Annotated in this window: 19 protein-coding genes; 12 read left to right on the top strand and 7 right to left on the bottom strand. The window is 66.9% G+C overall.

The window, feature by feature from the left end; genetic code table 11:
* The first annotated feature begins 54 nt into the window (after nt 1-54).
* From BCO18175_RS10815 to BCO18175_RS10805, 3 genes are all read left to right on the top strand, one after another.
* Entirely contained in the window at nt 55-1,644 is a 1,590-nt protein-coding gene (locus BCO18175_RS10815; protein WP_174980624.1) for an inorganic phosphate transporter, read from the top strand.
* Between the two features lie 81 nt (nt 1,645-1,725).
* Entirely contained in the window at nt 1,726-3,477 is a 1,752-nt protein-coding gene (locus tag BCO18175_RS10810; RefSeq protein WP_174980623.1) for an ABC transporter permease, read from the top strand.
* 11 nt (nt 3,478-3,488) lie between these two features.
* Complete coding sequence (locus tag BCO18175_RS10805; RefSeq protein ID WP_174980622.1) at nt 3,489-4,835, top strand: ABC transporter ATP-binding protein; 1,347 nt, start codon at nt 3,489-3,491, stop codon at nt 4,833-4,835.
* Nucleotides 4,836-4,862: 27 nt separating this feature from the next.
* Here the strand turns inward: BCO18175_RS10805 and BCO18175_RS10800 are convergent, their stop codons facing one another.
* Nucleotides 4,863-5,741 carry a MurR/RpiR family transcriptional regulator gene (locus tag BCO18175_RS10800; protein ID WP_174980621.1) on the bottom strand — a complete coding sequence of 293 codons (879 nt, stop codon included), beginning with the start codon at nt 5,739-5,741 and terminating at the stop codon, nt 4,863-4,865.
* Nucleotides 5,742-6,104: 363 nt separating this feature from the next.
* On the opposite strand from BCO18175_RS10800, the gene ggt reads away from it, so the two are divergent.
* Complete coding sequence (ggt, locus tag BCO18175_RS10795) at nt 6,105-7,856, top strand: gamma-glutamyltransferase (protein WP_174911881.1); 1,752 nt, start codon at nt 6,105-6,107, stop codon at nt 7,854-7,856.
* 221 nt (nt 7,857-8,077) lie between these two features.
* Nucleotides 8,078-9,406, top strand: coding sequence for a dicarboxylate/amino acid:cation symporter (locus tag BCO18175_RS10790; protein ID WP_174980620.1), 1,329 nt, complete (start codon nt 8,078-8,080; stop codon nt 9,404-9,406).
* A gap of 29 nt (nt 9,407-9,435) precedes the next feature.
* On the opposite strand, the gene BCO18175_RS10785 is transcribed toward BCO18175_RS10790, so the two are convergent.
* The gene (locus tag BCO18175_RS10785) at nt 9,436-9,834 is read right to left on the bottom strand and encodes a DUF3331 domain-containing protein (protein ID WP_174980619.1); all 399 of its coding nucleotides are present in this window, start codon (nt 9,832-9,834) and stop codon (nt 9,436-9,438) included.
* Between the two features lie 44 nt (nt 9,835-9,878).
* Nucleotides 9,879-11,171 (bottom strand): NAD(P)/FAD-dependent oxidoreductase, encoded by a 1,293-nt coding sequence (locus tag BCO18175_RS10780; RefSeq protein WP_174980618.1) that lies wholly within the window; start codon nt 11,169-11,171, stop codon nt 9,879-9,881.
* A gap of 149 nt (nt 11,172-11,320) precedes the next feature.
* On the opposite strand from BCO18175_RS10780, the gene BCO18175_RS10775 reads away from it, so the two are divergent.
* Nucleotides 11,321-11,974, top strand: coding sequence for a TetR/AcrR family transcriptional regulator (locus BCO18175_RS10775; RefSeq protein WP_174980617.1), 654 nt, complete (start codon nt 11,321-11,323; stop codon nt 11,972-11,974).
* A gap of 233 nt (nt 11,975-12,207) precedes the next feature.
* Here the strand turns inward: BCO18175_RS10775 and soxR are convergent, their stop codons facing one another.
* Entirely contained in the window at nt 12,208-12,687 is a 480-nt protein-coding gene (gene soxR / locus BCO18175_RS10770; RefSeq protein WP_174970407.1) for a redox-sensitive transcriptional activator SoxR, read from the bottom strand.
* 80 nt (nt 12,688-12,767) lie between these two features.
* On the opposite strand from soxR, the gene BCO18175_RS10765 reads away from it, so the two are divergent.
* Genes BCO18175_RS10765 through BCO18175_RS10755 form a run of 3 tightly spaced genes read left to right on the top strand, consistent with a single transcriptional unit; the run spans nt 12,768 to nt 18,701 of the window.
* Complete coding sequence (locus tag BCO18175_RS10765; protein ID WP_174980616.1) at nt 12,768-14,000, top strand: efflux RND transporter periplasmic adaptor subunit; 1,233 nt, start codon at nt 12,768-12,770, stop codon at nt 13,998-14,000.
* Nucleotides 14,001-14,013: 13 nt separating this feature from the next.
* Entirely contained in the window at nt 14,014-17,187 is a 3,174-nt protein-coding gene (locus BCO18175_RS10760; RefSeq protein WP_174980615.1) for an efflux RND transporter permease subunit, read from the top strand.
* On the top strand, nt 17,184-18,701 hold the full coding sequence (locus tag BCO18175_RS10755; RefSeq protein WP_174980614.1) for an efflux transporter outer membrane subunit: 1,518 nt from the start codon (nt 17,184-17,186) through the stop codon (nt 18,699-18,701). The genes BCO18175_RS10760 and BCO18175_RS10755 overlap by 4 nt, the downstream gene beginning before the upstream one ends.
* Before the next feature lie 56 nt (nt 18,702-18,757).
* Here the strand turns inward: BCO18175_RS10755 and aceE are convergent, their stop codons facing one another.
* Nucleotides 18,758-21,451 (bottom strand): pyruvate dehydrogenase (acetyl-transferring), homodimeric type, encoded by a 2,694-nt coding sequence (gene aceE / locus BCO18175_RS10750; protein ID WP_174980613.1) that lies wholly within the window; start codon nt 21,449-21,451, stop codon nt 18,758-18,760.
* Between the two features lie 173 nt (nt 21,452-21,624).
* Here aceE and BCO18175_RS10745 point away from each other — a divergent pair, with 173 nt between their 5' ends.
* The gene (locus tag BCO18175_RS10745; protein ID WP_174980612.1) at nt 21,625-22,080 is read left to right on the top strand and encodes a MarR family winged helix-turn-helix transcriptional regulator; all 456 of its coding nucleotides are present in this window, start codon (nt 21,625-21,627) and stop codon (nt 22,078-22,080) included.
* Between the two features lie 18 nt (nt 22,081-22,098).
* Here the strand turns inward: BCO18175_RS10745 and BCO18175_RS10740 are convergent, their stop codons facing one another.
* Nucleotides 22,099-23,217 (bottom strand): transketolase-like TK C-terminal-containing protein, encoded by a 1,119-nt coding sequence (locus BCO18175_RS10740; protein ID WP_174980611.1) that lies wholly within the window; start codon nt 23,215-23,217, stop codon nt 22,099-22,101.
* Nucleotides 23,218-23,322: 105 nt separating this feature from the next.
* Here BCO18175_RS10740 and BCO18175_RS10735 point away from each other — a divergent pair, with 105 nt between their 5' ends.
* Both BCO18175_RS10735 and BCO18175_RS10730 read left to right on the top strand, forming a co-directional pair.
* Nucleotides 23,323-23,970 carry a glutathione S-transferase family protein gene (locus BCO18175_RS10735; protein ID WP_174980610.1) on the top strand — a complete coding sequence of 216 codons (648 nt, stop codon included), beginning with the start codon at nt 23,323-23,325 and terminating at the stop codon, nt 23,968-23,970.
* Nucleotides 23,971-24,172: 202 nt separating this feature from the next.
* On the top strand, nt 24,173-25,690 hold the full coding sequence (locus BCO18175_RS10730; protein WP_254608037.1) for a purine-cytosine permease family protein: 1,518 nt from the start codon (nt 24,173-24,175) through the stop codon (nt 25,688-25,690).
* 190 nt (nt 25,691-25,880) lie between these two features.
* On the opposite strand, the gene BCO18175_RS10725 is transcribed toward BCO18175_RS10730, so the two are convergent.
* Nucleotides 25,881-26,636 (bottom strand): glucose 1-dehydrogenase, encoded by a 756-nt coding sequence (locus tag BCO18175_RS10725; protein ID WP_174980608.1) that lies wholly within the window; start codon nt 26,634-26,636, stop codon nt 25,881-25,883.
* Nucleotides 26,637-26,652: the final 16 nt, after the last annotated feature.

Genomic DNA, 26,652 nt, shown 5'->3' with positions numbered 1-26,652 from the left:
CGTCACGACCGGTCGATAGCCTGCCACTCCGAGTCACCTCTCCGGAGCCCCTTCATGCCGAATCTCGCGGCAACGGAAACCAGCGGTGCGGTCAGCAACCGCACGCGCAACATCAGCCTCGCGCTGTTTTTTCTGATCATTGCCTGCGGCATCGTCTATGTCGGCATTCATCTCAGCGCCGACCTCAGTCCCGTCAAGGAAAGCTCGGTCCTCCCGTTCCTGCTGCTGATCGTCGCGCTGCTGATCGCGCTCGGCTTCGAATTCGTCAACGGCTTCCACGACACCGCGAACGCGGTCGCGACCGTCATCTATACGCATTCGCTCGACCCGCACCTCGCCGTCGTCTGGTCGGGCCTCTGGAACCTGTTCGGCGTGCTCGTGTCGAGCGGCGCCGTCGCGTTCGGCATCCTGCAGTTGCTGCCGGTCGAGCTGATCCTGCAGGTGGGCAGCGGCTCCGGCTTCGCGATGGTGTTCTCGCTGCTGATCGCGGCCGTCACGTGGAACCTCGCGACCTGGTATTTCGGGCTGCCGTCGTCGAGTTCGCACACGCTCGTGGGCTCGATCATCGGCGTCGGCCTGATGAACCAGATCGTCAACGGCCCGTCGGGCACGAGTGGCGTCGACTGGAACCAGGCACTCGGTGTCGGCAAGGCGCTGCTGTTCTCGCCGCTGATCGGCTTCGTGCTGTCCGCGCTCGTGCTGTTGCTGTTGAAGGCGCTCGTGCGCGTGCCGGCGCTGTACCAGGAGCCGAAGGGCAACAAGCCGCCGCCGTTCTGGATCCGCCTGCTGCTGATCCTCACGTGCACGGGCGTGTCGTTCGCGCACGGCTCGAACGACGGGCAGAAGGGCATGGGGCTGATCATGCTGATCCTGATCGGCGTGATGCCGACCGCGTACGCGCTGAACAAGGCCGTGACGCCCGACCAGACGAGCACGTTCGTCGCGGTGGCGCGCCATGCGTCGACGACGCTCGTCAAGTATGCGGACCCGGCCGCGCAGTCGGCCGACCCGCGCGCCGACGTCGAGACGTACGTGCGCACGCACAAGCTGACGCCCGCGACGATTCCCGCGCTGGGCAAGCTCACCGACACGATCGCCGACCAGGTCGCGCAGGCCGGCGGCATCTCGAGCGTGCCGCAGAACCTCGTCGACAACGTGCGCAACAACATGTACGTCGCGTCCGAGGCGATCCGGCTGATGGAGAAGGCGAAGGCGCCGGCGTTCTCGGTCGAGGACGCGAGCGCGCTCGAAGCGTTCAAGAAGCAGATGGACCGCGCGACGAAATTCATCCCGACGTGGGTGAAGGTCGCGGTTGCGATCGCGCTCGGCCTCGGCACGATGGTCGGGTGGAAGCGGATCGTCGTGACGGTCGGCGAGAAGATCGGCAAGTCGCATCTCACGTACGGGCAGGGCGCATCGGCCGAGGCCGTCGCGATGCTGACGATCGGGATGGCCGACGCATACGGGCTGCCGGTGTCGACGACGCACGTGCTCGCGTCGGGCGTGGCCGGCACGATGACGGCGAGCGGCTCGGGCCTGCGCTGGGATACGGTGCGCAACCTCGTGCTCGCGTGGGTGCTGACGCTGCCCGCGTCGATCGCACTGTCGGCCGGGCTGTACTGGGTGCTGCACGGACTGTTCTGACCCGCGCCGGGGGGCGCGACGTCCGGCCGTGCGACGCGCGGCCGGTCCCATCGATTTTCAATTCAACACAAGACGCTACCGATGGATATCAGTTTCGATCCGAACCGCACCGCGAACGCTTCGGCGTGGCGCGTGCTGCCCAACCGCTGGGATGCCGTCGCGTTTCCGCTGATCATCTGCCTGCTCGCGATGGCGATCGTCGGCTTCCATCAGACCATGGCGCCGATCGGCGTGCTGCAGACGCAGAAGATTTCGCTCGATCCGTCGAACCTGCCCGAATACGCGTTGCGCACCACGCTGCGGATGCTCGCCGCGATGATCGCGTCGCTCGTGTTCACGCTCGTCTACGGCACGCTCGCGGCCAAGAGCCGCCGCGCGGGCATGGTGTTGATTCCGATCCTCGACATCCTGCAGTCGGTGCCGGTGCTCGGCTACATCTCGTTTACCGTCACGTTCTTCCTCGCGCTGTTTCCGGGCCGCGTGCTCGGTGCGGAGCTGGCCGCGATCTTCGCGATCTTCACGAGCCAGGCGTGGAACATGACGTTCAGCTTCTACCAGTCGCTGCGCACGGTGCCGCGCGACCTGAGCGAAGTGTCGCGCGGCTTTCACCTGACGCCGTGGCAACGCTTCTGGAAGCTCGATGTGCCGTTCTCGATGCCGGGCCTGATCTGGAACATGATGATGTCGATGTCGGGCGGCTGGTTCTTCGTCGTCGCATCGGAAGCGATCACGGTGGGCAACCAGACCATCACGCTGCCGGGCATCGGCGCGTATCTCGCGCAGGCGATCTCCGACAAGAACCTCGGCGCGGTCGGCTGGGTGATCGTCGCGATGTCGGTCGTGATCCTCGCCTATGACCAGTTCCTGTTCCGCCCGCTCGTCGCGTGGGCCGACAAGTTCCGGATGGAGAACACCGCGTCCGGCGATGCGCCGCAATCCTGGCTGCTCGACATGATGCGCCGCACGGACCTGATCCATCAGCTGCTCGTGCCGGCCGGCTGGCTGCTGTCGCAGGCCGCGCGGATCCCGCTGCGCTTTCCGTCGATGAAGGGCGTGCGTGCGCGCGGTGCGTCGTCGCGCGGCGCGTCGCGCATCGGCGACATCGTGTGGGGCGCGTTCGTGATCCTGCTGACGGTGTACGTCGTGTGGCGCGTCGTCACGTTCGTCGCGACCGGCGTGACGATGGGCGAGGTCGGGCATGTGCTCGTGCTCGGGCTCATCACGCTGCTGCGCGTGCTGGTGCTGATCGCGATCGCGTCGGTGATCTGGGTGCCGCTCGGCGTGCTGATCGGGCTGCGCCCGGCGCTGGCCGAGAAGATCCAGCCGCTCGCGCAGTTTCTCGCCGCGTTCCCGGCGAACCTGCTGTTCCCGGTGTTCGTGATCGTGATCGTCCACTTCCACCTGAATGCGGACATCTGGCTGTCGCCGCTGATCGTGCTCGGTACGCAGTGGTACATCCTGTTCAACGTGATCGCCGGCGCGATGTCCTATCCGAACGACTACAAGGAAGCGACGAAGAATTTCCGCATCCGCGGCTGGCAGTGGTGGCGGCAGGCGATCCTGCCCGGCATCTTCCCGTACTACGTGACGGGTGCCATTACTGCCTCGGGCGGCGCGTGGAACGCGAGCATCGTGTCCGAGTTCGTGCAGTGGGGCGACACGAAGGTCGTCGCGCACGGCCTCGGTGCCTATATCGCGCAGACCACCGCCGCCGGCGATTTTCCGAAGATCATCCTGGGCATCGCCGTGATGTCCCTGTTCGTTACCCTGTTCAACCGTCTGCTGTGGCGTCCGATGTACGCCTATGCGGAATCCCGGCTCCGTCTCGATTGAGAGTAAGCGCGATGCAAAATTCGAACGTTATCAACGCCCCCGTCAAGACGTCCCAGCCGCTGCAGCCGCCGCGCCTCGGCGACGAAATCCTGCGCGTCGAGCACGTGAACCGCGGCTTCAGCAAGTCGCAGGGCGAACTGCTCGTGCTCGACGATGCGAACCTGTCGCTGCGCGAAGGCGAGATCGTCGGGCTGCTCGGCCGTTCCGGCTCGGGCAAGTCGACGCTGCTGCGCATCATCGCCGGGCTGATCGAGCCGACCGGCGGTGAAGTGACCTATCTCGGCCAGCCGCTGCGCGGCCCGGCCGAAGGCGTCGCGATGGTGTTCCAGACCTTCGCGCTGTTCCCGTGGCTCACCGTGCTGCAGAACGTGGAAGCCGGCCTCGAAGCGCTCGGCGTCGGCGCGCGCGAGCGGCGTGAGCGTGCGCTGGCCGCGATCGACCTGATCGGTCTCGACGGCTTCGAGAATGCGTACCCGCGCGAGCTGTCGGGCGGCATGCGCCAGCGCGTGGGCTTTGCGCGCGCGCTCGTCGTCGACCCGACGATCCTGCTGATGGACGAGCCGTTCTCCGCGCTCGACGTGCTGACGGCCGAGACGCTGCGTACCGACCTGCTCGACCTGTGGACGCAAGGCCGGATGCCGATCAAGTCGGTGCTGATCGTCACGCACAACATCGAGGAAGCCGTGTTCATGTGCGACCGGATCCTCGTGCTGTCGTCGAACCCGGGCCGCGTGATCGCCGAGATCAAGGTGCCGTTCAAGCATCCGCGCAACCGGCTCGACACCGATTTCCGCAAGCTCGTCGACGACATCTACGCGAAGATGACCGCGCGCCAGACCAACGAGGCGACGAAGAAGGGGCTGGAGCTCGGCAGCTGGATGCCGCGCGTGTCGACCAACCTGATGGCCGGCCTGATCGAGACGCTCGCGATGGCGCCGTACCACGGTCGTGCGGACATGCCGGAAATCGCGCGTACGCTGCACCTCGAGGTCGACGAATTGTTCCCGATCGCCGAAGTGCTGCAGTACCTCGGTTTCGCGGACGTGCGGGAAGGCGACGTGTTCCTCACGCCGCCTGCGCGCGTGTTCGCGGAATTCGGCACGCAGGAACGCAAGCTGATGTTCGCGGATCACCTGCTGAAGCACGTGCCGCTTGCCGCGCGGATCCGGAAAGTGCTGAACGAGCGCCCGGGCCATCGGGCGCCGCGTGTGCGCTTCGAGCAGGAGCTGGAGGATTTCCTGTCGGACGAAGCGGCCGAGGAAACGCTTGATGCGGTGATCGACTGGGGCCGTTACGGCGAAGTGTTCTCGTATAACGACAAGACCGAGGTGTTCAGCCTCGAGGATGTCGAGAGCTGAAGCTCGTGCCCGAATGGCGAGTCATCGTCATTCGGGCAAATCGCGCTGGTTGGTGTCCTGTTCGATGCCGCCCGTGTTGAGATGCTCGATCTTCTCCATCCGCTGCCTTGCCATCTCCGGCAACTGGTTCGTCACACCGATCACGAGCGCTTCGGCGAGCGCGAGCGCGGGCACGTTGGTTTGCAGCATCGCGAACGGCTGCCCGCGGATACGCAGCACGATCTCGGCAAACTCGCCGATCGGCGAGTGCCATTCGTCCGTGATCAGCAGCACGCGCGTACCGAGCCTGTGCGCGGCCTGCGCGAACCGGATGCTGTCCCGCTGATAACGGCGGAAATCGAAAATGACGAGCACATCTCCGGGCCCCATGTCCGCCAGCGCGATCGACGCGAGGTTCACATTCGGTTCGACATGCTGAACGTGTGGCCGCGCGTACGCGAGCGTGAACGAAAACAGCGACGCGAGCGGCGCGGTGTAACGCCCGCCGCCGCAAAAGACACGCACATCCGGATTGGCCAGCAACGCCACTGCAGCGTCGAACGCTGCCGCATCGAGCCCTTCGATCGTGGTGGCCAGCGACTCGGACAGCCGCTGGAAAATCGCCGCGTGACTGTCGCGCATGCCCCCGGCCGAGTGGAACGCATCCATCCGGGCGAGCGGCGAATTCATCGCCGTGTCGATTTCGCCGTACAGCGCCTGCTGGAACGACGAGTAATTCGGAAAGCCGATCCGGACGACAAAGCGAAACACGGTCGGATCGCTGACTTCAGCCTGTTTGGCAAAGCTCGCAATCGGCCCGAGCCCGAGGCTCGGGTAGCGGTCCAGCAACGCCTGCGCGACCTTCTGTTCCGACGGCGTGAAGCTATCCATCTGGGATAACAGCAACGCCCTGATGCTCGTCCCCATCGGGCACTCCAGCTCTCTGATCCGAATGACAAACGGCGGACGGGTGTCTGCCGGCGACTCCACGCATGTTAGCCGATCGATGTGCGGCGGGCCGTGCACGCTCCGAAATTAGAGGGACGCATCACTACGAAGGCCGGCTCATTCATCATTGTAATAAAACAAACATTGATAAACGACAGGTTCAGCGAATATTCGTTCTTTATTCAGTGATAACCCTAGGTTTTGGCGCAAAAAAGCGAGTGATATGATCGCGGCCTCGCTGGGATGTATTGTTCATTACATGTTTCGATTGACGCGCCGACACGTGTCGATGCGGCGTCGCGTTCCGGCATGCAACGGTTTTTTTGTCTGGAGGATCCCGTCATGAGGCGGCTCGTAGTACTCACCCTGTTGTCAGCCATGAGCGTGTGCGCGTTCGCCGCTTCGGACCCTGCGGTCGAAGCGAAGAACGGCATGGTTGTTTCGTCGCAGCACTTCGCGTCGCAGATCGGCGTCGACATCCTGAAGGAAGGCGGCAACGCGGTGGACGCGGCAGTGGCGGTCGGCTACGCGCAGGCCGTGACCAACCCGTGCTGCGGCAACATCGGCGGCGGCGGCTTCATGACCGTGCACCTGGCCGACGGCCGCGACCGCTTCATCAATTTCCGCGAAACCGCGCCGGCTGCGGCTTCCGCGAACATGTATCTCGATGCGAAGGGCAACGTCATTCCCGACGACAGTCTGTACGGCTATCGTGCGGTCGGCGTGCCGGGCACGGTCGCCGGCCTCGACCTCGCGCAGCGCAAGTACGGCAAGCTGACGCGCAAGCAGGTGATGGCGCCGGCGATCCGGCTCGCGCGCGACGGCTTCGTGCTGACGCGTGGCGATACGGACATCCTCGACACGACGATCGACCGCTTCAAGAAGGATCCGGATGCGGCACGCATCTTCCTGCGGCCGGACGGCACGCCGCTGCAGCCGGGCGACCGTCTGGTGCAGAAGGACCTGGCCCGCACGCTCGAGCGCATCGCGGAGCAGGGGCCCGACGCGTTCTATCACGGCGAGATCCCGAAGATCGTCGAGGCTGCGGCGAAGCGCGGCGGCGGCCTGATCACGGCGGCTGATTTCGCGTCGTACCGCGCGCAGGACATGGCGCCGCTGACGTGTTCGTATCGCGGCTACGAGTTCGTGTCGGCGCCGCCGCCGAGCTCGGGTGGCGTGACGATGTGCGAGACGCTGAACATTCTCGAAGGGTACGACATGCGCAAGCTTGGCTACCATTCGGCCGCGGCGGTTCACTACATGACCGAAGCGATGCGGCACGCATACGAAGATCGCAACACGCTGCTGGGCGACCCGAACTTCATCGACAACCCGGTCGCGAAGCTGACGAGCAAGGAATACGCGGCGCAGATCCGCAAGAGCATCCATTCGGATACGGCAACGCCGTCGGTCGACGTGCAGCCGGGTGTCGGCGTGCACGAGAAGCCGGAGACGACCCACTATTCGATCATCGACAAGGACGGCAACGCGGTATCGACGACCTACACGGTCAACGGCCGCTTCGGTGCCGTGGTCATCGCGCCGGGCACGGGCTTCTTCCTGAACGACGAGATGGACGACTTCACCGTGAAGGTCGGCGCGCAGAACCTGTTCGGTCTCGTGCAGGGCACGCGCAATTCGATCGCGCCGGGCAAGCGTCCGCTGTCGTCGATGGCGCCGACCATCGTGAAGAAGGACGGCAAGGTGTTCATGGTGGTCGGTTCGCCGGGCGGCTCGCGCATCATCACGATCACGCTGCAGACGGTGCTGAACGTGATCGACTACGGGATGACGCCGCAGGACGCGGTCACCGCGCCGCGCATCCACCACCAGTGGCTGCCCGACGAGGTCTATTACGAAACCTACGGCCTGTCGCCCGACACGCTCGCGATCCTGCGCAACATGGGCTACAAGATGGTCGAGCAGACGCCGTGGGGCGCCGCCGAGCTGATCATGGTCGGCCTGCCGGGCACCGAAGCGGCGAGCCGCCAGAGTTCCGGGAACGATTCGTCCGTGTCCGGCAACGTGCGTGTCGGCTTCATCTACGGCTACAACGACCCGCGCCGTCCGGCCGGATCGGCAATCGGTTACTGACCTGATCGCATCATGCTGAATCGCTGCCGCCGGCATTCGCCCCCGTGCGAATGCCGTTGCGGGCGGCAGCACGTCGGTTCGCGGGCATCCGCGAGCCCGACCGGCGCCGGCGCCCGTGCCCGACACACCGGGCACGTCCGGCTCGCCACGCGCGCTCCCTGGAATGGCACGGGACGCGTGCCTTTCATCCGTCAACTTCTTCCCGTGCTTTGGATTCCGTTATGAACAAACGAATGTCAGCAGCAGGCTGGATCCTGCTCGCGATGGCGGCCGGTATCCTGATCGGCTACATGATCTTTACGCAGTTGCCGGACAAGCAGTCCGCGGCGGAGATCGCCGGCTACATCTCGCTGGTGTCCGACGTGTTCCTGCGGCTGATCAAGATGGTGATCGGCCCGCTGGTGTTCTCGACGCTGGTCGTCGGCATCGCGCACATGGGCGACGCGTCGTCGGTGGGCCGCGTGTTCGTGAAGGCGCTCGGCTGGTTCGTCACCGCGTCGCTGATCTCGCTGCTGCTCGGCCTGCTGATGGCGAACCTGCTGCGTCCGGGCGAGAACCTCGGCTTGCCGCTGCCGGATATCGGCGCGTCCGCGCATCTGGCGACGTCCAAGTTCACGCTGAAGGATTTCGTCGGCCACATGGTGCCGAAATCGATCGCCGAGGCGATGGCGAACAACGAGATCCTGCAGATCGTCGTGTTCTCGATGTTCTTCGGCGTCGCGCTCGCGTCGCTTGGCGAACGCGGCAAGATTCTCGTCGCGGCGATCGACCAACTCGCGCACGTGATGCTGAAGATTACCGGCTACGTGATGAAGCTCGCGCCGCTCGCGGTGCTGGCGGCGATGGCGTCGACCGTCGCGATCAACGGCCTGTCGATCCTGCTGAAGTTCGCGGTGTTCATGGGCGACTTCTACCTGAGCCTGTTCCTGCTGTGGGGCACGCTCGTCGCTGCCGGGCTGCTGTTCCTCGGCCGCCGCGTGTTCAAGCTGCTGGTGCTGATCAAGGAAGCGTTCATGCTGTCGTTCGCGACCGCGAGCTCGGAAGCCGCGTATCCGAAGATCCTCGATGCGCTCGACCGTTTCGGCGTGCGCCGCAAGATCTCGAGCTTCGTGATGCCGATGGGCTATTCGTTCAACCTCGACGGCTCGATGATGTACTGCACGTTCGCGTCGCTGTTCATCGCGCAGGCGTACGGCATTCATCTGTCGCTCGGCACGCAGGTGACGATGCTCTTGATCCTGATGCTGACGTCGAAAGGCATGGCCGGCGTGCCGCGTGCGTCGCTCGTCGTGATCGCCGCGACGCTGCACCAGTTCAACATCCCGGAAGCCGGGCTGCTGCTGATTCTCGGCGTCGATACGTTCCTCGACATGGGCCGTTCGGCCACGAACGCAGTGGGCAACTCGATCGCCAGCGCGGTGGTCGCGAAATGGGAAGGCGAGCTGATGCCGGAAGCGGAAGCCGAAGCGAATGCGGCGCGGCTGGATGCGGAAGCCGAAGCACGCATGAACGAGGCGGTCCGCGATGCGGATCGCGTCACCACTGCCTGAAGCGGAATCCCGGGTCGAATCCCGGGCTTTCAGGCCGCCTCGGCGGGGCGGGCCGCGTCGATGCACGCGGCCAGCACCATCGCGGCGGCGTTGCCCGGCGTCGAGCCGAGCAATTGCGGTGCAAAGACACTGTCGCCGATCTCGATCGGCTGCCCCGACAGCGCGCACACGCCGCGCTTGCGCGTGGTGAACAGCCGCCACTTCTGATAACCGTAGTGCCCGGTGCATGCGTCGCGCCATGAAATCATCACGGTGTCGGCCGTGGGCCGCTCGAGCACGCTGATCGACGGCTTGCTCGTCGCATCCCACGACGGCAGGCGATCGCGCGTGACGCTGCGCCGCCGCGGCATGCCCCACGAGACGGAAGGCATGTCGAAACTGCTGATCGCGGCGACGGTCATGAGCCAGGGTGCCAAACGGTTGTTCATGTCAGTTTTCCTCGAAACGTTACGCGACACCGCCGCACGCGGCATCACGACAGGCGGATGCGCGGCTGCACGCAGCCGTTGATCCGTTCGGCGATCCACAGCAGGGTCGCCTTGGAGAAGCCGTGCAGCGCCTGCTGGTGCCGCCGGTAGAGCATCAGGTGGCTGAACTGCGCGAAACGCCCCTGGATGAAGCCGCCGCGAAAGAACCCGAACTGCCCGAGCGTGCCGAACGCGTCGTAGTCGCTGATCGACACGAGCGCGCCGAAATCGTGGAACGCGAACGGCGGAATCGGCGTGCCGTCGAGCCACGCGGGCAGGTGCTTCGCGAGATGCTCGGCCTGCTGCGTCGCGACTTGCGCGGTGGGCGGCAGCGGCCGTTCCTGGCCGTCGGGCAAGAGGCTTGCGCAATCACCGATCGCGAATATGTGCTCGTCGCCCGTTGCCTGCAGCGTCGGCCCGACGACGATCTGGTTCGCGCGATTCGTGTCGAGCCCGTCGAGCGCCTGCATGAAATCGGGTGCCTTCACGCCGGCCGCCCAGACCATCAGGTCCGCTTCCGCAAATGAACCGTCGCCGTAGTGGAAGCCGTTCGCGTCGGCGGACGTGACGCGGGTCGACGTCAGCACGTGAAAGCCGATCTGTTCGAGCCGCCGCTGCGCCGACGCGGAAATCCGCGGCGGGAACGCGGCGAGGATGCGCGGGCCGCTTTCGAGCAACGTGAGCTGCAGCCGCTCGCGCACCGTTGCGTCGCCGTACGCCTGCGCCACTTCCAGCAGGCGGCTCAGCTCCGCCGCGAGTTCCACGCCGGTCGCGCCTGCGCCGACGATCGCGACGCGGAACGGCTCGTCGCGCGCGATGCTGCGAAATACACGCATCCGCAACGCTTCGTTGAAGGTCTCGGCCTGCTGCTGGCTGTCGATGAAATAGCAGTGCTCGCGCACGCCCGGCACGCCGAAATCGTTGGCCTGACTGCCGAGCGCGAGGATCAGCACGTCGTATTCGAGTTCGCGTGCCTCGAGCACCAGTTCGCCGTCCTGCGAGCGGATCTCGCCGAGCCGCACGCGGCGGCGTGCGCGATCGAGCCCCTTCAGTTCGCCGGGCTGGTACGCGTAGCCGTGGTCGCGAGCATGGGCGAGGAAGATCACCTGCTGTTGCTGCACGTCGCGCGTACCGGCTGCGATGGTGTGCAGCATCGGCTTCCAGATGTGGGTCGGGCTGCGGTCGACGACGGTGACCTGTGCGCGGCCCGACTTGCCGAGGCGCTCGCCCAGGCGGGTGGCGAGCTGAAGTCCGGCGATCCCTCCGCCGATGATGACGATGCGTGTAAGGGTTGTCATGGATAAATCATCACGTGATGAATAAGGTATGATCCTAGCGCTTCCCGGCTTCGCGTGTCAACGGAGCGGGGCAGGTCACCCGTTTTTCGGTGCCGCTAAAGCGGGGCCGGAACGGGCGTATTCGAATCATTCAAGGAGAGCAGGAAGACGTGACTGAAGTCACTGAGCGCGCGCCGGCCAAGCGGCGTATGCGAGGGCGGCCGCTGGCCGGGGCGTCCGTGGGGCCGGACGTGATATTGCGGGCCGCGCGTCGCACGTTCGCGAAGCGTGGCTACGACGCAACGAGCGTGCGCGAAGTCGCGCGCGAGCTGGGGGTCGACGCGGCACTGATCGCGCACCATTTCGGTACGAAGGAAACGTTGTGGCTGGCGGTTGTCGAGCAGATCGCCGAGCTGGCCGAGCCGATGTTCGACGCGCTGCGCGCGTTGCGCACGTCGCCGCTGTCGCATCGCGACCGCGTGCTGCGCGCGATCGAGCTGTGTGTCGAGCACGAGTTCAACGAGCCCGACATGGGCATGTTCTTCTCGACGGCGGCGACCGAAGTGGGCGGGCGGCTCGACCGGCTGCAGGAGCGGATCGTGCGCCCGTATTACGACGTGCTGTTTCCGCTGTTGTCGGACGGCGTCGAGGCCGGCGTGATCCGCCCGGTCGATCCGACCGTGCTGTTCTTCATGTTTGCGAGCGCGATCGGCACGACGGTGTCGTACAGCCACATGATGCTGGAGTACACGTCGCTGCCCACGCAGCAGGACGCGTTCCGGAAGGCCGTGGTGGACGTCGCGTTCAACGTCGTCGGCGGCTGAGCACTGCGCGCGCGATGCGCGCGGTCACGTCGCCGGCACCAGCCTCATTTCGCGCACCGCGCTTCGCGCGGTCTCGCGCAACGCATCGATGAGCGCGGCGATGGCGCTCGGTACGCGATCGCCAGTTCGTACGCGAGCGGGCTGCCCGCATCCTTAAATTCGCAAAACGTAATGCCTTGCGGCTGCATCGGCACGAACCGGCGCGGCCGGGCGCGCCACGCCCGGCCTGCCGGTCATTCGATATCCGCGGGCGGCTTGTCGCCGAGCCAGCGCCGCGCGCCGGGCCCGTTACGGCCCGCGCGGTCTTCCGGGTTCGTCAGCTTGCAGCGCTTCAGCGACAGGCAGCCGCAGCCGATGCATTCGTCGAGGTTGATGTAAAGGCGCTGCAACTCCTCGATCCGGCTCGCGACGCGCTGCTTCCAGCCGCGCGACAGCCGCTGCCAGTCCTTGTTGCTCGGCGCGGTGTCCTCGGGGAGGCTGACGAGCTGCTCGGCGATCTCGTCGAGCGTATAGCCGATCTTCTGCGCGAACACGATGAACGCGATCAGCCGCAGCACCGCGCGCGAATAGTGGCGATGGCTCGAGCCGTTACGATGCGACTTGATGAGCCCGCGCGTCTCGTAGAACCGCAGTGTCGACGCCGGCACGCCACTGCGCGCGGCCACTTCGCGAATCGACATCAGCGGCCATTGCGGGATTTCCTGGATACCCATGTTGCCCCTCCGGGAAAACTTGACTTGAAGTTAACTTCAACTTTTATGCTACGCGGCAGTTTAACCCGTCGCGAGGCATCATGCTCTCCTTATCCCTACGCAGGACGTCGCCTTTGGGCGCGGCCTGTGCACTGTTGCTGGCGTTGTCGGGCTGTCACGACGGCAAAGGCGCATCGTCGGCCCAATCCCTTCCCGAAGTCGGCGTTGCCACCATCGCGCCGCGCACGATCCGCCTCGCGGACGAATTCAACGGACGCGTCGAAGCGGTCGATGCGGTCGAACTGCGGCCGCGCGTGAGCGGCTATCTGCAGCGCGTCGCCTACAAGGAGGGCGACCTGGTCGCGCAGGGCGCGCTGCTGTTCGAGATCGACCCGCGCCCGTACCGGATCGCACTCGATCGCGCGAATGCGCAGCTGCAGCGGGCCCGCGCGGCCGCGAGCCTCGCGAACGTGCAGCTCAAGCGCGTGCAGACGCTGATCGATGCGCATGCGACGTCGCAGGAAGAACTCGACAACGCGCGCGCCACGGCCGAGCAGGCGCGTGCGGACCTGCAGGCGGCCGACGCGGCCGTCGCCGACGCGAAGCTCAATCTCGGTTTCACCGAAGTGCGCGCGCCGATCGCGGGCCGTGTCGGCCGCGCGGTCGCCACCGTCGGCAACCTGGCGCGCGCGGACGACACGCTGCTGACGACCGTCGTGTCGCAGAACCCCGTCTACGTGTATTTCGACTGCGACGAACAGAGCTACCTGCGCTACAACGCGCGGCGCGCCGATCCGAAGCATCGCGCGATCGGCGCCGATCCGGTGCGCGTGGGCCTCGCGAACGAGACGGGCTTCCCGCATGCGGGCACCGTCGACTTCCTCGACAACCGGCTCGACCCGCAAACGGGCACGATCCGCGCGCGCGTGCGGCTGCCGAATGCGGACCATACGTTTACGCCGGGCCTGTATGCGCGCGTGCAGCTCGTCAGCGGCCGTGACCAGGATGCGCTGCTCGTCGACGACAAGGCCGTGCTCACCGACCAGGACCGCAAGTACGTGTACGTGATCGGGCCCGGCGACAAGGCGCTGCGCCGTGACGTGACGATCGGCCGGGGGCTGGATGGCGAGCGGATCATCGAGAAGGGGATCCAGGCGGGCGACCGCGTGGTCGTCGACGGCATGCAGCGGATCTACTATCCGGGCGCGCAGGTGAAGCCGAAGGCGCTGCCCGCACGCGCTGACGCCGGCACCGGCAACGGCGCCAGCGCAGGCAACGGGCCGGGCAACGGTACGCAGGCCGTCGCCGATGCCGGCGCGCCGGCCGCGCAGTGACGGGAGACAGGCAATGGATTTCTCCCGATTCTTCATCGACCGGCCGATCTTCGCGGTCGTGCTGTCGATCGTCATCTTCGCGATCGGCCTGATCTCGATCCCGATGCTGCCCGCCGGCGAATACCCGGAAGTCGTGCCGCCGAGCGTTGTCGTGCGCGCGACGTACCCGGGCGCGAACCCGAAGGAAATCGCCGAATCGGTCGCCGAACCGCTGGAAGAGGCGATCAACGGCGTCGAAGGCATCATGTACATGAAGTCGGTCGCGGGTTCCGACGGCAGCCTGCAGGTCGTCGTCACGTTCCTGCAGGGCGTCGATCCTGACACCGCCGCCGTGCGCGTGCAGAACCGAGTGAGCCAGGCGCTGTCGCGCCTGCCCGACGAAGTGCGCCAGTACGGCGTGACCACGCAGAAGCAGTCGCCGACGCCGCTGATGTACGTGAGCCTCTATTCGCCGGACAACAGCCGCGATTCGCTGTACCTGCGCAACTACCTGACGCTGCACGTGAAGGACGAGTTGTCGCGGCTCACCGGTGTGGGCGATGTTGGTTTGTCCGGTGCCGGCGACTATGCGATGCGGCTGTGGCTCGACCCGAACCGGCTCGCGTCGCGCGGGCTGACCGCGAGCGACGTGATTGCCGCCGTGCGCGAGCAGAACGTGCAGGTGTCGGCCGGCCAGCTCGGCGCGGAGCCGTCGCCGAAGAAAAACGACTTCCTGCTGTCGATCAACGTGCGCGGCCGGCTGCGCACGGTACAGGAGTTCGGCGACATCGTGCTGCGCAACGGCGACGACGGCCAGGTCGTGAAGCTGTCCGACGTCGCGCGCATCGAGCTCGGCGCGGGCGACTATACGCTGCGCTCGTATTTCAACGACAAGCAATCGGCCGTGGTCGGCATCTTCCTGTCACCGGGCGCGAACGCGCTCGAGGTCGCCAAGGCCGTGTATGCGAAGTTCGACGAACTGTCGAAGCGCTTCCCGCCCGGCGTCGCGTACCGTCCCGTGTGGGATCCGACGGTGTTCGTGCGCGAATCGATCCGCGCGGTGCAGCACACGCTGATCGAGGCCGTCGTGCTGGTCGTGCTCGTCGTGATCCTGTTCCTGCAGACATGGCGCGCGTCGATCATTCCGCTCGTCGCGGTGCCCGTGTCGGTAGTCGGCACGTTCGCGTGGCTTTATCTGCTCGGCTATTCGATCAACACGCTGACGCTGTTCGGGCTCGTGCTCGCGATCGGGATCGTCGTCGACGATGCGATCGTGGTCGTCGAGAACGTCGAGCGCAACATCGCGCAGGGCCTGAGCCCGCGCGACGCCGCGCATCAGGCGATGCGCGAGGTGTCGGGGCCGATCGTCGCGATCGCGCTCGTGCTGTGCGCGGTGTTCGTGCCGATGGCGTTCATGTCCGGCGTCACGGGCCAGTTCTACCGGCAGTTCGCGGTGACGATCGCGATTTCGACGGTGATCTCCGCGATCAACTCGCTGACGCTGTCGCCCGCGCTCGCCGCGAAGCTGCTGCGTCCGCACGGCGCGCCGAAGGATGCGCTCACGCGCGGGCTCGACCGTGCGTTCGGCTGGCTGTTCCATCCGTTCAACCGCTTCTTCGACCGCAGTTCCGATCGCTATCACGGCTTCGTGTCGCGCACGCTGAAGCGGCGCGGGGTGGTGTTCGCGGTCTACGCGGCGCTGCTCGCGGCGACCACGCTGCTGCTCAACGCGGTGCCGGGCGGCTTCATCCCCGTGCAGGACAAGCTGTACCTGTTCGCTGGCGCGAAGCTGCCGGAAGGCGCATCGCTTGCTCGCACCAGCGAGGTGGCCGAGCAGATGACGAAGATCGCGCTCGGTACCGACGGTGTCGAGATGGTGCCGGCGTTTGCCGGGCTGAATGCGCTGCAGGGCGTGAACACGCCGAACATCACGAACTCGTACGTGATCCTGAAGCCGTTCGACCAGCGCCACCGCAGCGCCGCGCAAATTAACGCAGACCTGAACGCGCGCTTCTCGGCCATCGGTGGCGGTATTACCTATGCGCTGATGCCGCCACCGATCCAGGGCCTCGGCAACGGCTCGGGGTATTCGCTGTACCTGGAGGATCGCGGCGGGCTCGGCTACGGCGCATTGCAGAACGCGCTTACCGCGTTCCAGGGTGCGGTCGCGAAGACGCCGGGGATGAGTTACCCGGTCAGCTCGTACCAGGCGAACATCCCGCAGCTCGAGGTGAAGGTCGACCGCTTGAAGGCAAAGGCGCAGGGCGTCGCGCTGACCGACCTGTTCAGCACGCTGCAGGTCTATCTGGGCTCGATGTACGTGAACGACTTCAACCTGTTCGGCCGCGTGTACCGCGTGATGGCGCAGGCGGATGCCGGCCACCGGCAGACGGCCGCCGACATCGCGAACCTGCGCACGCGCAATTCGAAGGGCGAGATGGTGCCGATCGGCTCGATGGTGACGGTGGTGCCCGCGTACGGGCCCGACCCGGTGGTGCGCTACAACGGTTATCCGGCCGCGAACCTGATCGGCGACGCCGATCCGAAGGTGATGTCGTCGTCGCAGGCGATCGAGAAGCTGCAGCAGATCGCGAAGGAAGTGCTGCCGCCGGGTATCACGCTCGAATGGACCGACCTCAGCTACCAGCAGGTCACGCAGAGCAACGCGGCGATCGTCGTGTTCCCGCTTGCGGTGATGCTCGTGTTCCTCGTGCTCGCGTCGCTGTACGAGAGCTGGACGCTGCCGCTCGCGGTGATCCTGATCGTGCCCGTGTGCATCTGCGCCGCGCTGTTCGGCGTGTGGCTGTCGGGAGGCGACAACAACGTGTTCGTGCAGGTCGGTCTTGTCGTGCTGATGGGGTTGGCGTGCAAGAACGCGATCCTGATCGTGGAGTTCGCGCGCGAACTCGAAATCCAGGGCAAGGGCGTGATCGAAGCCGCGCTCGAAGCGTGCAAGCTGCGGCTGCGCCCGATCGTGATGACGTCGGTCGCGTTCATCGCGGGCTCGGTGCCGCTCCTGATCGGCGGCGGCGCGGGCAGCGAAGTGCGGGCGGCCACCGGCATCACCGTGTTCGCGGGGATGCTCGGCGTCACGCTGTTCGGGCTGTTCCTGACGCCCGTGTTCTATGTGGCGATCCGCAAGCTCGCGGGCGGCACGCCGGCCGTGTGGAGCGAACACCACGGCACCCTCGAAGGAGAAAACCGATGAGCGCCGCTTTCCGTCTTTCCGCGCTCGCGATGTCGGTGACGCTCGCCGCGTGCGCGGTCGGCCCCGATTTCAAGCGGCCCGACACGGCCACGGCCGCGCGGTTCGCGCGCGACGCGCATCCGGCTGCGCCGCGCGATGTGTCGCCGTCCGGTACGACACCGGATACGCCGCCCGACGCGTCGGCCGATGCCGATGCCGCGTTCTGGCGCGGCTTCGGCGATCCGGCGCTGACGCAGCTGATCGACACGGCGCTCGCGGCGAACCAGGACCTGCAGGTCGCCGTATCGCGCTACGACGCGTCGAATGCGCTGCTGTCGCAGGCCACGTTCGACCGCTATCCGACGATCACCGCGAGCGGGCAGATCGGCCATCAGCTGATGAGCAAGGACCAGGCGTTCGGCGCGCCGCGCAGCCAGCGCGATACGCCGATGTCCAGCGTCGGGATCAATGCCGCGTGGGAGCTCGACCTGTTCGGACGCGTACGTCGCTCGATCGAGTCGCAGCGTGCGGAAACGGCCGCCAGCGCGGCGGACGTGCGCGCGGTACGCGTCGCGATCGCCGGCGAGGTGGCGAGCACGTACGTCGATCTGCGCGGCTCGCAGGAGCGGCTGCGGATCGCGCGCGAGAACGCCGACAACCAGAAGCAGACGCTTGCGCTGATCAACGCGCGCGTAGGCGCAGGGCGCGGCTCCGAACTCGATGCGGCGCGGGCGCGCGCGCAGTACGAATCGACGACGTCGCGGATCGCCGTGTACGAAGCGGCGATCGGCGTCGACGAGCACCGGCTCGCGGTGCTGACCGGGCAGACGCCGGACGCGCTGATCGGCCGCTTCGACCTCCCGAAGGCAGCCGCGTCGGCGGGCACGCCCGTGCCGCTGCTGGCCGCCGACATCGATCCCGGCACGCCGGGCGACCTGCTGCGGCGGCGGCCCGACGTCGCGGCCGCCGAGGCGCGGCTGCACGCGGCGACCGCGCGCATCGGCGTCGCGACCGCCGACCTGTTCCCGCGCTTCACGCTGTCGGGGCTGCTCGGCAGCGCGACGAGCAGCTACGGGTTCTTCCGTGCGGGCAGCGACACGAACCTTATCGCGCTCGGCATCGACTGGTCGTTCCTCGACGTCGGCCGCGTGCGTGCACGGATCGCTGCGAGTGACGCGGAAGCGGCCGGCCAGCTTGCGCAGTACCGGCAGACCGTGCTCGGGGCGCTGGAGGAAACCGAGAACGCGCTGCTGCGCGCCGCCCGAACGCGTGACGAGACGAACCATCTCGTGCGGGCCGCGACCGACAGCGCACGTGCCGCACAACTGGCGCAGGCGCGGTTTTCGGCGGGCGCGATCGACTACTACGAAGTGCTCGACGCGCAACGCACGCTGCTGCAGGCGCAGGATGCGGCGGCCGACGGGCGGATGCGCAGCGCGGCGTCGACGGTGGCGCTGTACAAGGCACTGGCGGGCGGCTGGCCGTCGGGAACGGGGCAGGGCCCGCAAGGCCCGCTCGCGCAGGCGGGGCAGTAGCGCGGGCACGGCGGCGCGGCAGGCCGGAGCGATCCAGCCTGCCGCGCGCCGCATGACTACACACTGGCCGGATCGACCTTGTCGATGTCGATGCCGTAGCGCCGGATGGCTTCGCCGACGCGCGCCCGCGGTATCGCGCCATCGTCGGCGAGCGCCTTCAGCGCCGCGATCACGATGAAGTGCCGGTCGACCTCGAAGAACGTGCGCAGCGCGTCGCGCGTATCCGAGCGGCCGAAGCCGTCGGTGCCGAGCGACACGAAGCGCCGGCCGTCGATGAACCCGCGGATCTGGTCGCCGACGATCTTCATGTAATCGGTTGCCACCACCACCGGCCCCGTGCGGCCATCGAGGCATTGCTGCACGTACGGCACGCGCGGCGCCTGCTCGGGATGTAGCAGGTTCCAGCGTTCCGCCGCGAGCCCGTCGCGGCGCAGCTCGTTCAGGCTCGTCGCGCTCCACACGTCGCTCGACACGCCGAAGTCCTGCGCAAGCAGGTCACTCGCGGCGAGCACTTCGCGCAGGATCGCGCCGCTGCCCATCAGTTGCACGTGCGGCACGTGCGGCGCGCTGGCCGCACGCGACGTGTCTTCGCGCAGCAGGTAGAGACCCTTGAGAATGCCGGCCTCCGCGCCATCCGGCAGCGCCGGATGCGGGTAGTTCTCGTTGAGCAGCGTGATGTAGTAGTAAACGTCCTCCTGCTCCGCGAACATCCGCCGCAGGCCGTCGCGCACGATCACCGCGAGTTCGTATGCATAGGTCGGGTCGTACGACACGCAGTTCGGAATCACCGACGACAGCACGTGGCTGTGCCCGTCATCGTGCTGCAACCCTTCGCCCATCAACGTCGTGCGGCCCGACGTCGCGCCGAGCAGGAAGCCGCGCGTACGTGCGTCGCCGGCCGCCCACGCGAGATCGCCGACGCGCTGCAGCCCGAACATCGAATAGAAGATGTAAAACGAGATCGTCGGCAACCCATGATTGCTGTACGCAGTGCCCGCCGCGATCCACGACGCGATCGCACCCGATTCGTTGATGCCTTCCTGCAGGATCTGCCCGTCCTTCGCTTCCTTGTAGTAGCTGAGCTGGCCCGCGTCCTGCGGCGTATAGAGCTGGCCCAGATGCGAGTGAATGCCGATCTGGCGGAACAGGCCCTCCATCCCGAACGTGCGCGACTCGTCCGGCACGATCGGCACGACGAGCTTGCCGAGTGCCGGATCCTTCAGCAGCGTGCCGAGGATGCGCACGAACGCCATCGTCGTCGACAGCCCGCGCTCGCCGCTGTCCTTGAGCTGCACGTCGAACGCGGCGAGCGGCGGCACCGGCAGAGGCGCCACGTGGCTGAAGCGGGCCGGCACGTGGCCGCCGAGCGCGGCACGGCGCTCCGCGAAATAGCGTGCCTCGGCGCTGCCCGGTTCCGGCTTGAGGTAAGGCAGTTCGTCGAGCTGTGCGTCGCTGACCGGCAGCGCGAAGCGGTCGCGGAACGCGCGTACGGCGTCCGCGCTCATCTTCTTCAACTGGTGGTTCACGTTCTGGCCTTCGCCGGCTTCGCCCATCCCGAAGCCCTTGACCGTCTTCGCGAGCACGACGGTCGGCCGTCCGTCCGCGCGCATCGCCTGTGCATAGGCCGCATGCACCTTTTCCGGATCGTGGCCGCCGCGCGCGAGTTTCCAGATGTCGTCGTCGGACAGGTCTGCGACGAGCTCGAGCAGTTCCGGATACTTGCCGAAGAAATGCTCGCGCACGTACGCGCCGCTCTGCGACTTGAAGGTCTGGTAGTCACCGTCGACGCATTCCATCATGCGCTGGCGCAGCAGGCCGGTCGTATCGCGTTCGAGCAGGCGATCCCAGCCGCCGCCCCAGATCACCTTGATGACGTTCCAGCCCGCCGCGCGGAACGTGCCTTCGAGTTCCTGGATGACCTTGCCGTTGCCGCGTACCGGGCCGTCAAGGCGCTGCAGGTTGCAGTTGACGACGAAGATCAGGTTGTCGAGCCGTTCGCGCCCGGCGAGCGAGATCGCGGCGAGCGATTCGGGCTGGTCCATTTCGCCGTCGCCGAGAAATGCCCAGACCTTGCGGCCCTGATGCGCTTTCAGCCCGCGATATTCGAGGTAGCGCATGAAGCGCGCCTGATACGCGGCCGTGAGCGGCCCGAGCCCCATCGACACCGTGGGGAATTGCCAGAAATCGGGCATCAGCCGCGGATGCGGATACGACGACAGCCCGTCGCGTCCCGCTTCGCGGCCGGTCTCGCGGCGGAAGTTGTCGAGTTGCGCGTCGGTGATGCGGCCTTCCAGGTACGCGCGGCCGTAGATGCCGGGCGCCGAATGCCCCTGGATGTAGACCATGTCGCCGTCGAAGGTGTCGGTGCGGCCGCGGAAGAAGTGATCGAAGCCGACGTCGTACAGCACCGCGGCTGACTGATAGGTCGCGATGTGTCCGCCGACGTTCGAATGCCGGCCGGCGCGCAGCACCATCACCATTGCGTTCCAGCGGATCATCGCGTTCAGGCGCCGTTCGAGCGCGAGATCGCCCGGGTAGGCCGGTTGCCGTTCACGCGGCACCGAATTCACGTATGCGGTCGTCACGCGGCCGTGCAGGTCGCCGTGGCGTGCCGCGTCGAGGTCGGATAGCTGGTCGAGCAGGTAGTGCGCGCGCGGGCGGCCTTCGAGCGCGATCACGGATTCGAGCGCATCGAGCCATTCGCGGGTTTCCTGCGGGTCGATGTCGGGTAGCGCGAGAGGTGCGGTCATGCAATGTCTCCAGAAGCATAAGACTGCGCGGGGCGACGGTCGTGGCGCCGCGTCGCGCGACGGAACGCCCGCCGATCGGCGGGCAGATAGTTGCAATTGCAATCGTATGGCGGCAATTGTTATCGAGGTAAAATTTAATTGCAACTGCAATTCAACGAGAGGAACGACCTGACATGAGCGCACCCGAACCCGATCTGTGGTTCTCGTTCGTCCGCGCGCACCGGACGATGATTCGCGAGATCGAGCGCCGCCTCGCGGCGGCCGGCCTGCCGGCCTATGCGTGGTACGACGCGTTGTGGGGGCTCGAAAGCGGGCCCGACGGCACGCGCCGCATGCACGAGCTGGCCGATGTGCTCGCGATCGAGCGCTACAACCTCACCCGGCTCGTCGACCGGCTCGAACAGGAGGGGCTCGTCACGCGTGCCCGTTCGGCGGATGACGGCCGTGCTGCGTACGCGAGCATCACCGACAAGGGGCGGACGCTGCGCAAGAAGATGTGGAAGGTGTACCAGTCGACGGTCGCGGAACTCTTCCTCGACCAGTTCACAGGCAAGGAGCAGGCGGCGATGGCCGCCGCGCTCGACCGTGCGACCGCTGCGGCGCGCGACGCGGCGGCCGACGCGAAGTAGCGGTGGCCGGCTCGCGCGTCACCCGCTCACATAGCGGCGCATCGCCTGCGCGGCCCAGTCGGCCGGCACGCGGCTGTCGTCGGCCAGCAGGCGAAGCGCGACCGCGGCGATCCAGCGCGCACTGGGCGCACGTGTGCCGGGGCCCGGGCCGGCCAGATCCGCGCCGAGCGCCGCGAAGCGGGCCGGCACGAACGCGCTGATCTGCGCGGCGACGTGCCCCGCGTAGCCCGTTACCGCGAGCACCGGCGTGCGGCTGTCGCCGACGCATCGGCGCACATGCGCGATGCGCGGTTCGGCCTCCGGATGCAACAGGTTCCACCGGTCGGCTGCATGGCCGTCGCGGGCGAGCTGTGTGTAGCTCGGGCAGCTCCAGATCGTCGAATCGACGCGCCATTCGTCGTGCAGCAGATCGGCCGCTTCCATGACTTGTGCGAGCGTGCTGCCCGCGCCGCACAGCCGGATCTGCGCGGCCGCGCTCGCCGCCGCGCGCCCGCCGGCCCGCACCATGCCGCTGAATGCATCGCGGGCCGCGGTGGCCGACAGCGGCTTCGCGTCGGGTATGGAGTCGTCGTGGCTCGCGAGGTAGCAGAATCCCGGCTGGCCGGTGACATAGAGCGTGCGCAGCGCGTGGCGCAGGATCGCGATCGCCTCGTGGCCCGAAGCCGGATCGTACGGCGTACACGCGGGGTTCGCGGCCAGCCAGTGCGGGACGTCGGGCGTCACGCCCTTCGGCCAGGACGACGCGACCGTTTCAGCATCGTTCACGAAGATCCCCCGATCGACGGTTTCGATCGACGCCAGCCGCAGCCGGTCGATCGCGCGCGCATGCAGCAGGTACAGCAGTGGTTTCTCGAACCGCTTGCGCGTATCGAGAAACCGTAGCGGCCATGCGCTGATGCGGCGATGTGCTCCCGCGTCTGCAGACGGCTCCCGCGCATCGGCACGCACGATCCATACGCGTTCCGATGTCGCCGCATCGCGTTCGAGGCAATCGGCGGCCGCGCGCATCGCGCCGAGCGGCGATACCGCACGGCCACGCGGCGTGAGCCGCTGCGTCAGCAGCCTTTCGAGGCAGGCCGCCGCGGCGCGGCGGGTGTCGGGTGTCCGCGCGGGCGGACCGGATCGCGCAGTCTGCATGTCCCTCCTTCGAGTACTGGCATGTCTCCGGGGTCATCGGTTCCGGCATAGGATTGCAATTGCAACGATTGTAGTTGCAACTATAACCGGAAGACAAGGACCGACATGATCTCGACGCATCCCCTCACGTTCCATACGGCCGACACGCCGAACGGGCACAAGATCGCCATTTACCTGGAAGAGGCCGGGCTGGCATACGACTGCGTGCACGTGAACCTGTCCGCCGGCGAGCAGCGCAGCCCGGCGTTCCTTGCGATCAACCCGAACGGCAAGATCCCGGCCATCGTCGACCACGACGCCGGGCTGACCGTGTTCGAATCCGGCGCGATCCTGAGCTATCTCGCCGCGAAGACGGGCTTTCTGCAGCCCGACACGCTGGCCGAACGCACGGCCGTCCAGCAATGGCTGCACTTCCAGATCGGCGGGATCGGGCCGATGCTCGGCCAGCTCTGGTGGTTCCTGCATGCATCGAAGACGGTCAATGCGCAAGCGCTCGAGCGCTACCGGAACGAGGTGCGGCGTCTCTATGGGGTCGTGAACGGCCGCTTGGCGGAATCGGCGTATCTCGCGTCGCCGCGGTACTCGATCGCCGACATCGCCGCGTTTCCGTGGTTGCGCACGGCGGCCGAACTCGATCTCGATCTTGCGGGCTACCCGCACGTCGAGCGCTGGCTCGCCGGCATCGAGGCGCGCCAGGCCGTTCAGCGGGGCCTGATCGCGTGCCGCGCGCCGGCGGTGGAGGGCGCGCGCTGACGTCGCATCGCCCGCGCCGCACGGATGGCGCGGGCGCCGGCCGCTGGCCTGCCGGGAAACATTGTTCTCCTTCGTCGTAAACGTCTCGAATGCGTGATATTTGCGCCGCGCGATCCGGTTTAGAGTGGCCGCGAATCGATGACGATGTGTCGTATCGCCGCAGCACCGGGCCGTACAGATGCACCAGAGGAGTTGGAGACAAATGAGTGAAGGCAGGATTACGCAGGTCGAGTCGTTCGGTTTCGAGCGCATTCCCGATGCATCGCGCTATGCGCGGCCGATCGATCTGTTCAGGTTGCTGTTCGGCGGCTGCAATACATTTTCCACATCGGTGCTCGGCAGCTTTCCCGTGCTGGTCGGGCTGTCGTTCAAGGCGGGTGTCTGCGCGATCGTGCTCGGCGTGCTTGCCGGCACCTGCATCCTTGCGCCGATGAGCCTGTTCGGCCCCCGCAACGGTACCAGCGACCCCGTGTCGTCCGGCGCGCATTTCGGCATCCACGGCCGGATCGTCGGCTCGTTCCTCGCGCTGCTCACGTCGATCGCGTTCTTCTCGCTCGCGGTGTGGAGCTCGGGTGATGCGCTCGTCGGCGGCGCGCACAACATGGTCGGCGTGCCGGTCAACGGCTTCACGCTCGGCGCGGCGTACATGGTGTTCGCGGTGCTCGTGCTGATCGTCTGCATCTACGGCTTCCGCTTCATGCTGTGGGTCAACAAGATCGCCGTGTGGGCCGCGAGCGTGCTGTTCGTCGCGGGCCTGTTCGCGTTCGCCGGCCTGTTCGACATGAACTATGCCGGCACGGTGCAGCAGGGCAGCGCGGGCTTCTGGGCCGCGTTCGTCGGCGCGGTGCTGGTCGCGCTGAGCAACCCGGTATCGTTCGCGTCGACGCTCGGCGACTGGGCGCGCTACATCCCGCAGAACACGCCGAAGCACCGCGTGATGGGCGCCGTGTTCGTCGCGCAGATCGCGACCTTCGTGCCGTTCTTCTTCGGCCTCGCGACCGCGACGATCATCGCGACGCAGGCGCCCGCGTTCATCGCGTCGAACGACTACGTCGGCGGGCTGCTCGCGATCTCGCCGCGCTGGTTCCTGTTGCCGATGTGCCTGATCGCGATCATCGGCGGGATGTCGACCGGCACGACCGCGCTGTACGGCACTGGCCTCGACGTGTCGAGCATGTTCCCGCGCCTGCTGAACCGCGTGCGTGCGACGCTGCTGATCGGCACGATCGCGATCGCGTTCATCTTCGTCGGCCGCTTCTGGTTCAACCTCGTCGAAAGCGTCGCGACGTTCTCGACGCTGATCGATACGTTCAGCTGCCCGTGGATGGCGATCATGGTGATCGGCTACGTGACGCGGCGCGGCTACTATCTCGCGGATGACCTGCAGGTGTTCAACCGCGGGCTGCGCGGCGGCCACTACTGGTTCACGCACGGCTGGAACGTGCGCGCGATGGGTGCATGGCTGCCGGCCGCGCTCGTCGGGCTGTCGTTTGTGAACCTGCCGGGCCAGTTCGTGGGGCCGCTCGGCAACCTCGCGGGCGGGCTCGACCTGAGCGTGCCGGTGTCGCTGGTGGTGGGCGGGGTGCTGTATTTCGTGCTGCTGACGCTGTATCCGGAACCGGAGGGCGTGTACGGCCCGCATGGGCGCCGCTTGGTGCGCGGCGGCAGGCAGGCAATGAGCGGTAGCGGCGCGCCGGCGATCCAGCCGAAGGGGTACTGAGCGGCACGTGGTGTGTTGCTGCGCAAATGACGATGCCGCCGTGCGGGAGAGCCGCCGGCGGCATCGTCGTTTTCGGGTGCGTGATTGCCTGAAGGGGAGGCCGTACGCTCCATTCGGCGGCCCGCAAACGCAAAAGAAAACGCCCGCCGGGTTGGCGGGCGTGCGTCGACCTGGACGACCTGGATGCGTGTCAGTGGAACGAGCTGCCTGCGAGCATCCCGCCATCGACGATGAATTCCGACCCGGTGCAGTACGCGGATTCGTCGGACGCGAGGAACAGCACGAGGCTCGCCACTTCGTCCGGCTTGCCGATGCGCGCGATCGGCAGGCCGCTGTAGATCGACGACGGATCGAAATCCGCGTACTCGGGCGGGCGCGCCATCACGGTATCGATGCCGCCCGGATGCACCGAATTCACGCGAATGCCGTAGCGGCCGAATTCGAGCGCTGCGGCCTTCGTCATCCCGCGCACCGCGAATTTGCTCGATACGTACGCGCTGCCGCCCGCGACGCCTTCCATCCCGGCCGTCGACGACACGTTGACGATCGAGCCGCCGCCCGCCGCCTTCAGCGCGCCAAGCGCCGACTTCATGCCGAGCCAGCAGCCGACCTGGTTCACGTCGATCACCTTGCGATAGTCGTCGAGCGAACACGCTTCGATCGGGATGAGCTTCAGGATCGCCGCGTTGTTCACGAGGATGTCGAGCCGGCCGAACTGCGCGAGCGTCGCATCGACGGCAGCCTGCCAGTCGGCTTCGCTGGTCACGTCGAGATGCTGGAAACGTGCGGCGTCGCCGAGTTCGGCCGCGACGCGCCGGCCGGCGTCGTCCAGCACGTCGGCGATCACCACGCGTGCGCCTTCGGCGACGAACCGGCGCGCTTCCGCTTCGCCCTGACCGCGGGCACCGCCCGTGATCAGTGCCACCTTGCCTTCGAGTCGTTTCATGCTGCTTGCTCCTGTG

This window comes from Burkholderia lata (assembly GCF_902499335.1).
Taxonomy (GTDB): Bacteria; Pseudomonadota; Gammaproteobacteria; order Burkholderiales; family Burkholderiaceae; genus Burkholderia; species Burkholderia lata_B.
The sequence above is the reverse complement of the archived record's forward strand: the minus strand, read 5'-3'. Positions and strand labels throughout refer to the sequence as shown.

Coding starts and splice junctions, on each gene's coding strand:
- BCO18175_RS10815 (WP_174980624.1), top strand. CDS start 55: ATGCCGAATCTCGCGGCAACGGAAACCAGCGGTGCGGTCAGCAACCGC.
- BCO18175_RS10810 (WP_174980623.1), top strand. CDS start 1,726: ATGGATATCAGTTTCGATCCGAACCGCACCGCGAACGCTTCGGCGTGG.
- BCO18175_RS10805 (WP_174980622.1), top strand. CDS start 3,489: ATGCAAAATTCGAACGTTATCAACGCCCCCGTCAAGACGTCCCAGCCG.
- BCO18175_RS10800 (WP_174980621.1), bottom strand. CDS start 5,741: ATGGGGACGAGCATCAGGGCGTTGCTGTTATCCCAGATGGATAGCTTC.
- ggt (WP_174911881.1), top strand. CDS start 6,105: ATGAGGCGGCTCGTAGTACTCACCCTGTTGTCAGCCATGAGCGTGTGC.
- BCO18175_RS10790 (WP_174980620.1), top strand. CDS start 8,078: ATGAACAAACGAATGTCAGCAGCAGGCTGGATCCTGCTCGCGATGGCG.
- BCO18175_RS10785 (WP_174980619.1), bottom strand. CDS start 9,834: ATGAACAACCGTTTGGCACCCTGGCTCATGACCGTCGCCGCGATCAGC.
- BCO18175_RS10780 (WP_174980618.1), bottom strand. CDS start 11,171: ATGACAACCCTTACACGCATCGTCATCATCGGCGGAGGGATCGCCGGA.
- soxR (WP_174970407.1), bottom strand. CDS start 12,687: ATGGGTATCCAGGAAATCCCGCAATGGCCGCTGATGTCGATTCGCGAA.
- BCO18175_RS10765 (WP_174980616.1), top strand. CDS start 12,768: ATGCTCTCCTTATCCCTACGCAGGACGTCGCCTTTGGGCGCGGCCTGT.
- BCO18175_RS10760 (WP_174980615.1), top strand. CDS start 14,014: ATGGATTTCTCCCGATTCTTCATCGACCGGCCGATCTTCGCGGTCGTG.
- BCO18175_RS10755 (WP_174980614.1), top strand. CDS start 17,184: ATGAGCGCCGCTTTCCGTCTTTCCGCGCTCGCGATGTCGGTGACGCTC.
- aceE (WP_174980613.1), bottom strand. CDS start 21,451: ATGACCGCACCTCTCGCGCTACCCGACATCGACCCGCAGGAAACCCGC.
- BCO18175_RS10745 (WP_174980612.1), top strand. CDS start 21,625: ATGAGCGCACCCGAACCCGATCTGTGGTTCTCGTTCGTCCGCGCGCAC.
- BCO18175_RS10740 (WP_174980611.1), bottom strand. CDS start 23,217: ATGCAGACTGCGCGATCCGGTCCGCCCGCGCGGACACCCGACACCCGC.
- BCO18175_RS10735 (WP_174980610.1), top strand. CDS start 23,323: ATGATCTCGACGCATCCCCTCACGTTCCATACGGCCGACACGCCGAAC.
- BCO18175_RS10730 (WP_254608037.1), top strand. CDS start 24,173: ATGAGTGAAGGCAGGATTACGCAGGTCGAGTCGTTCGGTTTCGAGCGC.
- BCO18175_RS10725 (WP_174980608.1), bottom strand. CDS start 26,636: ATGAAACGACTCGAAGGCAAGGTGGCACTGATCACGGGCGGTGCCCGC.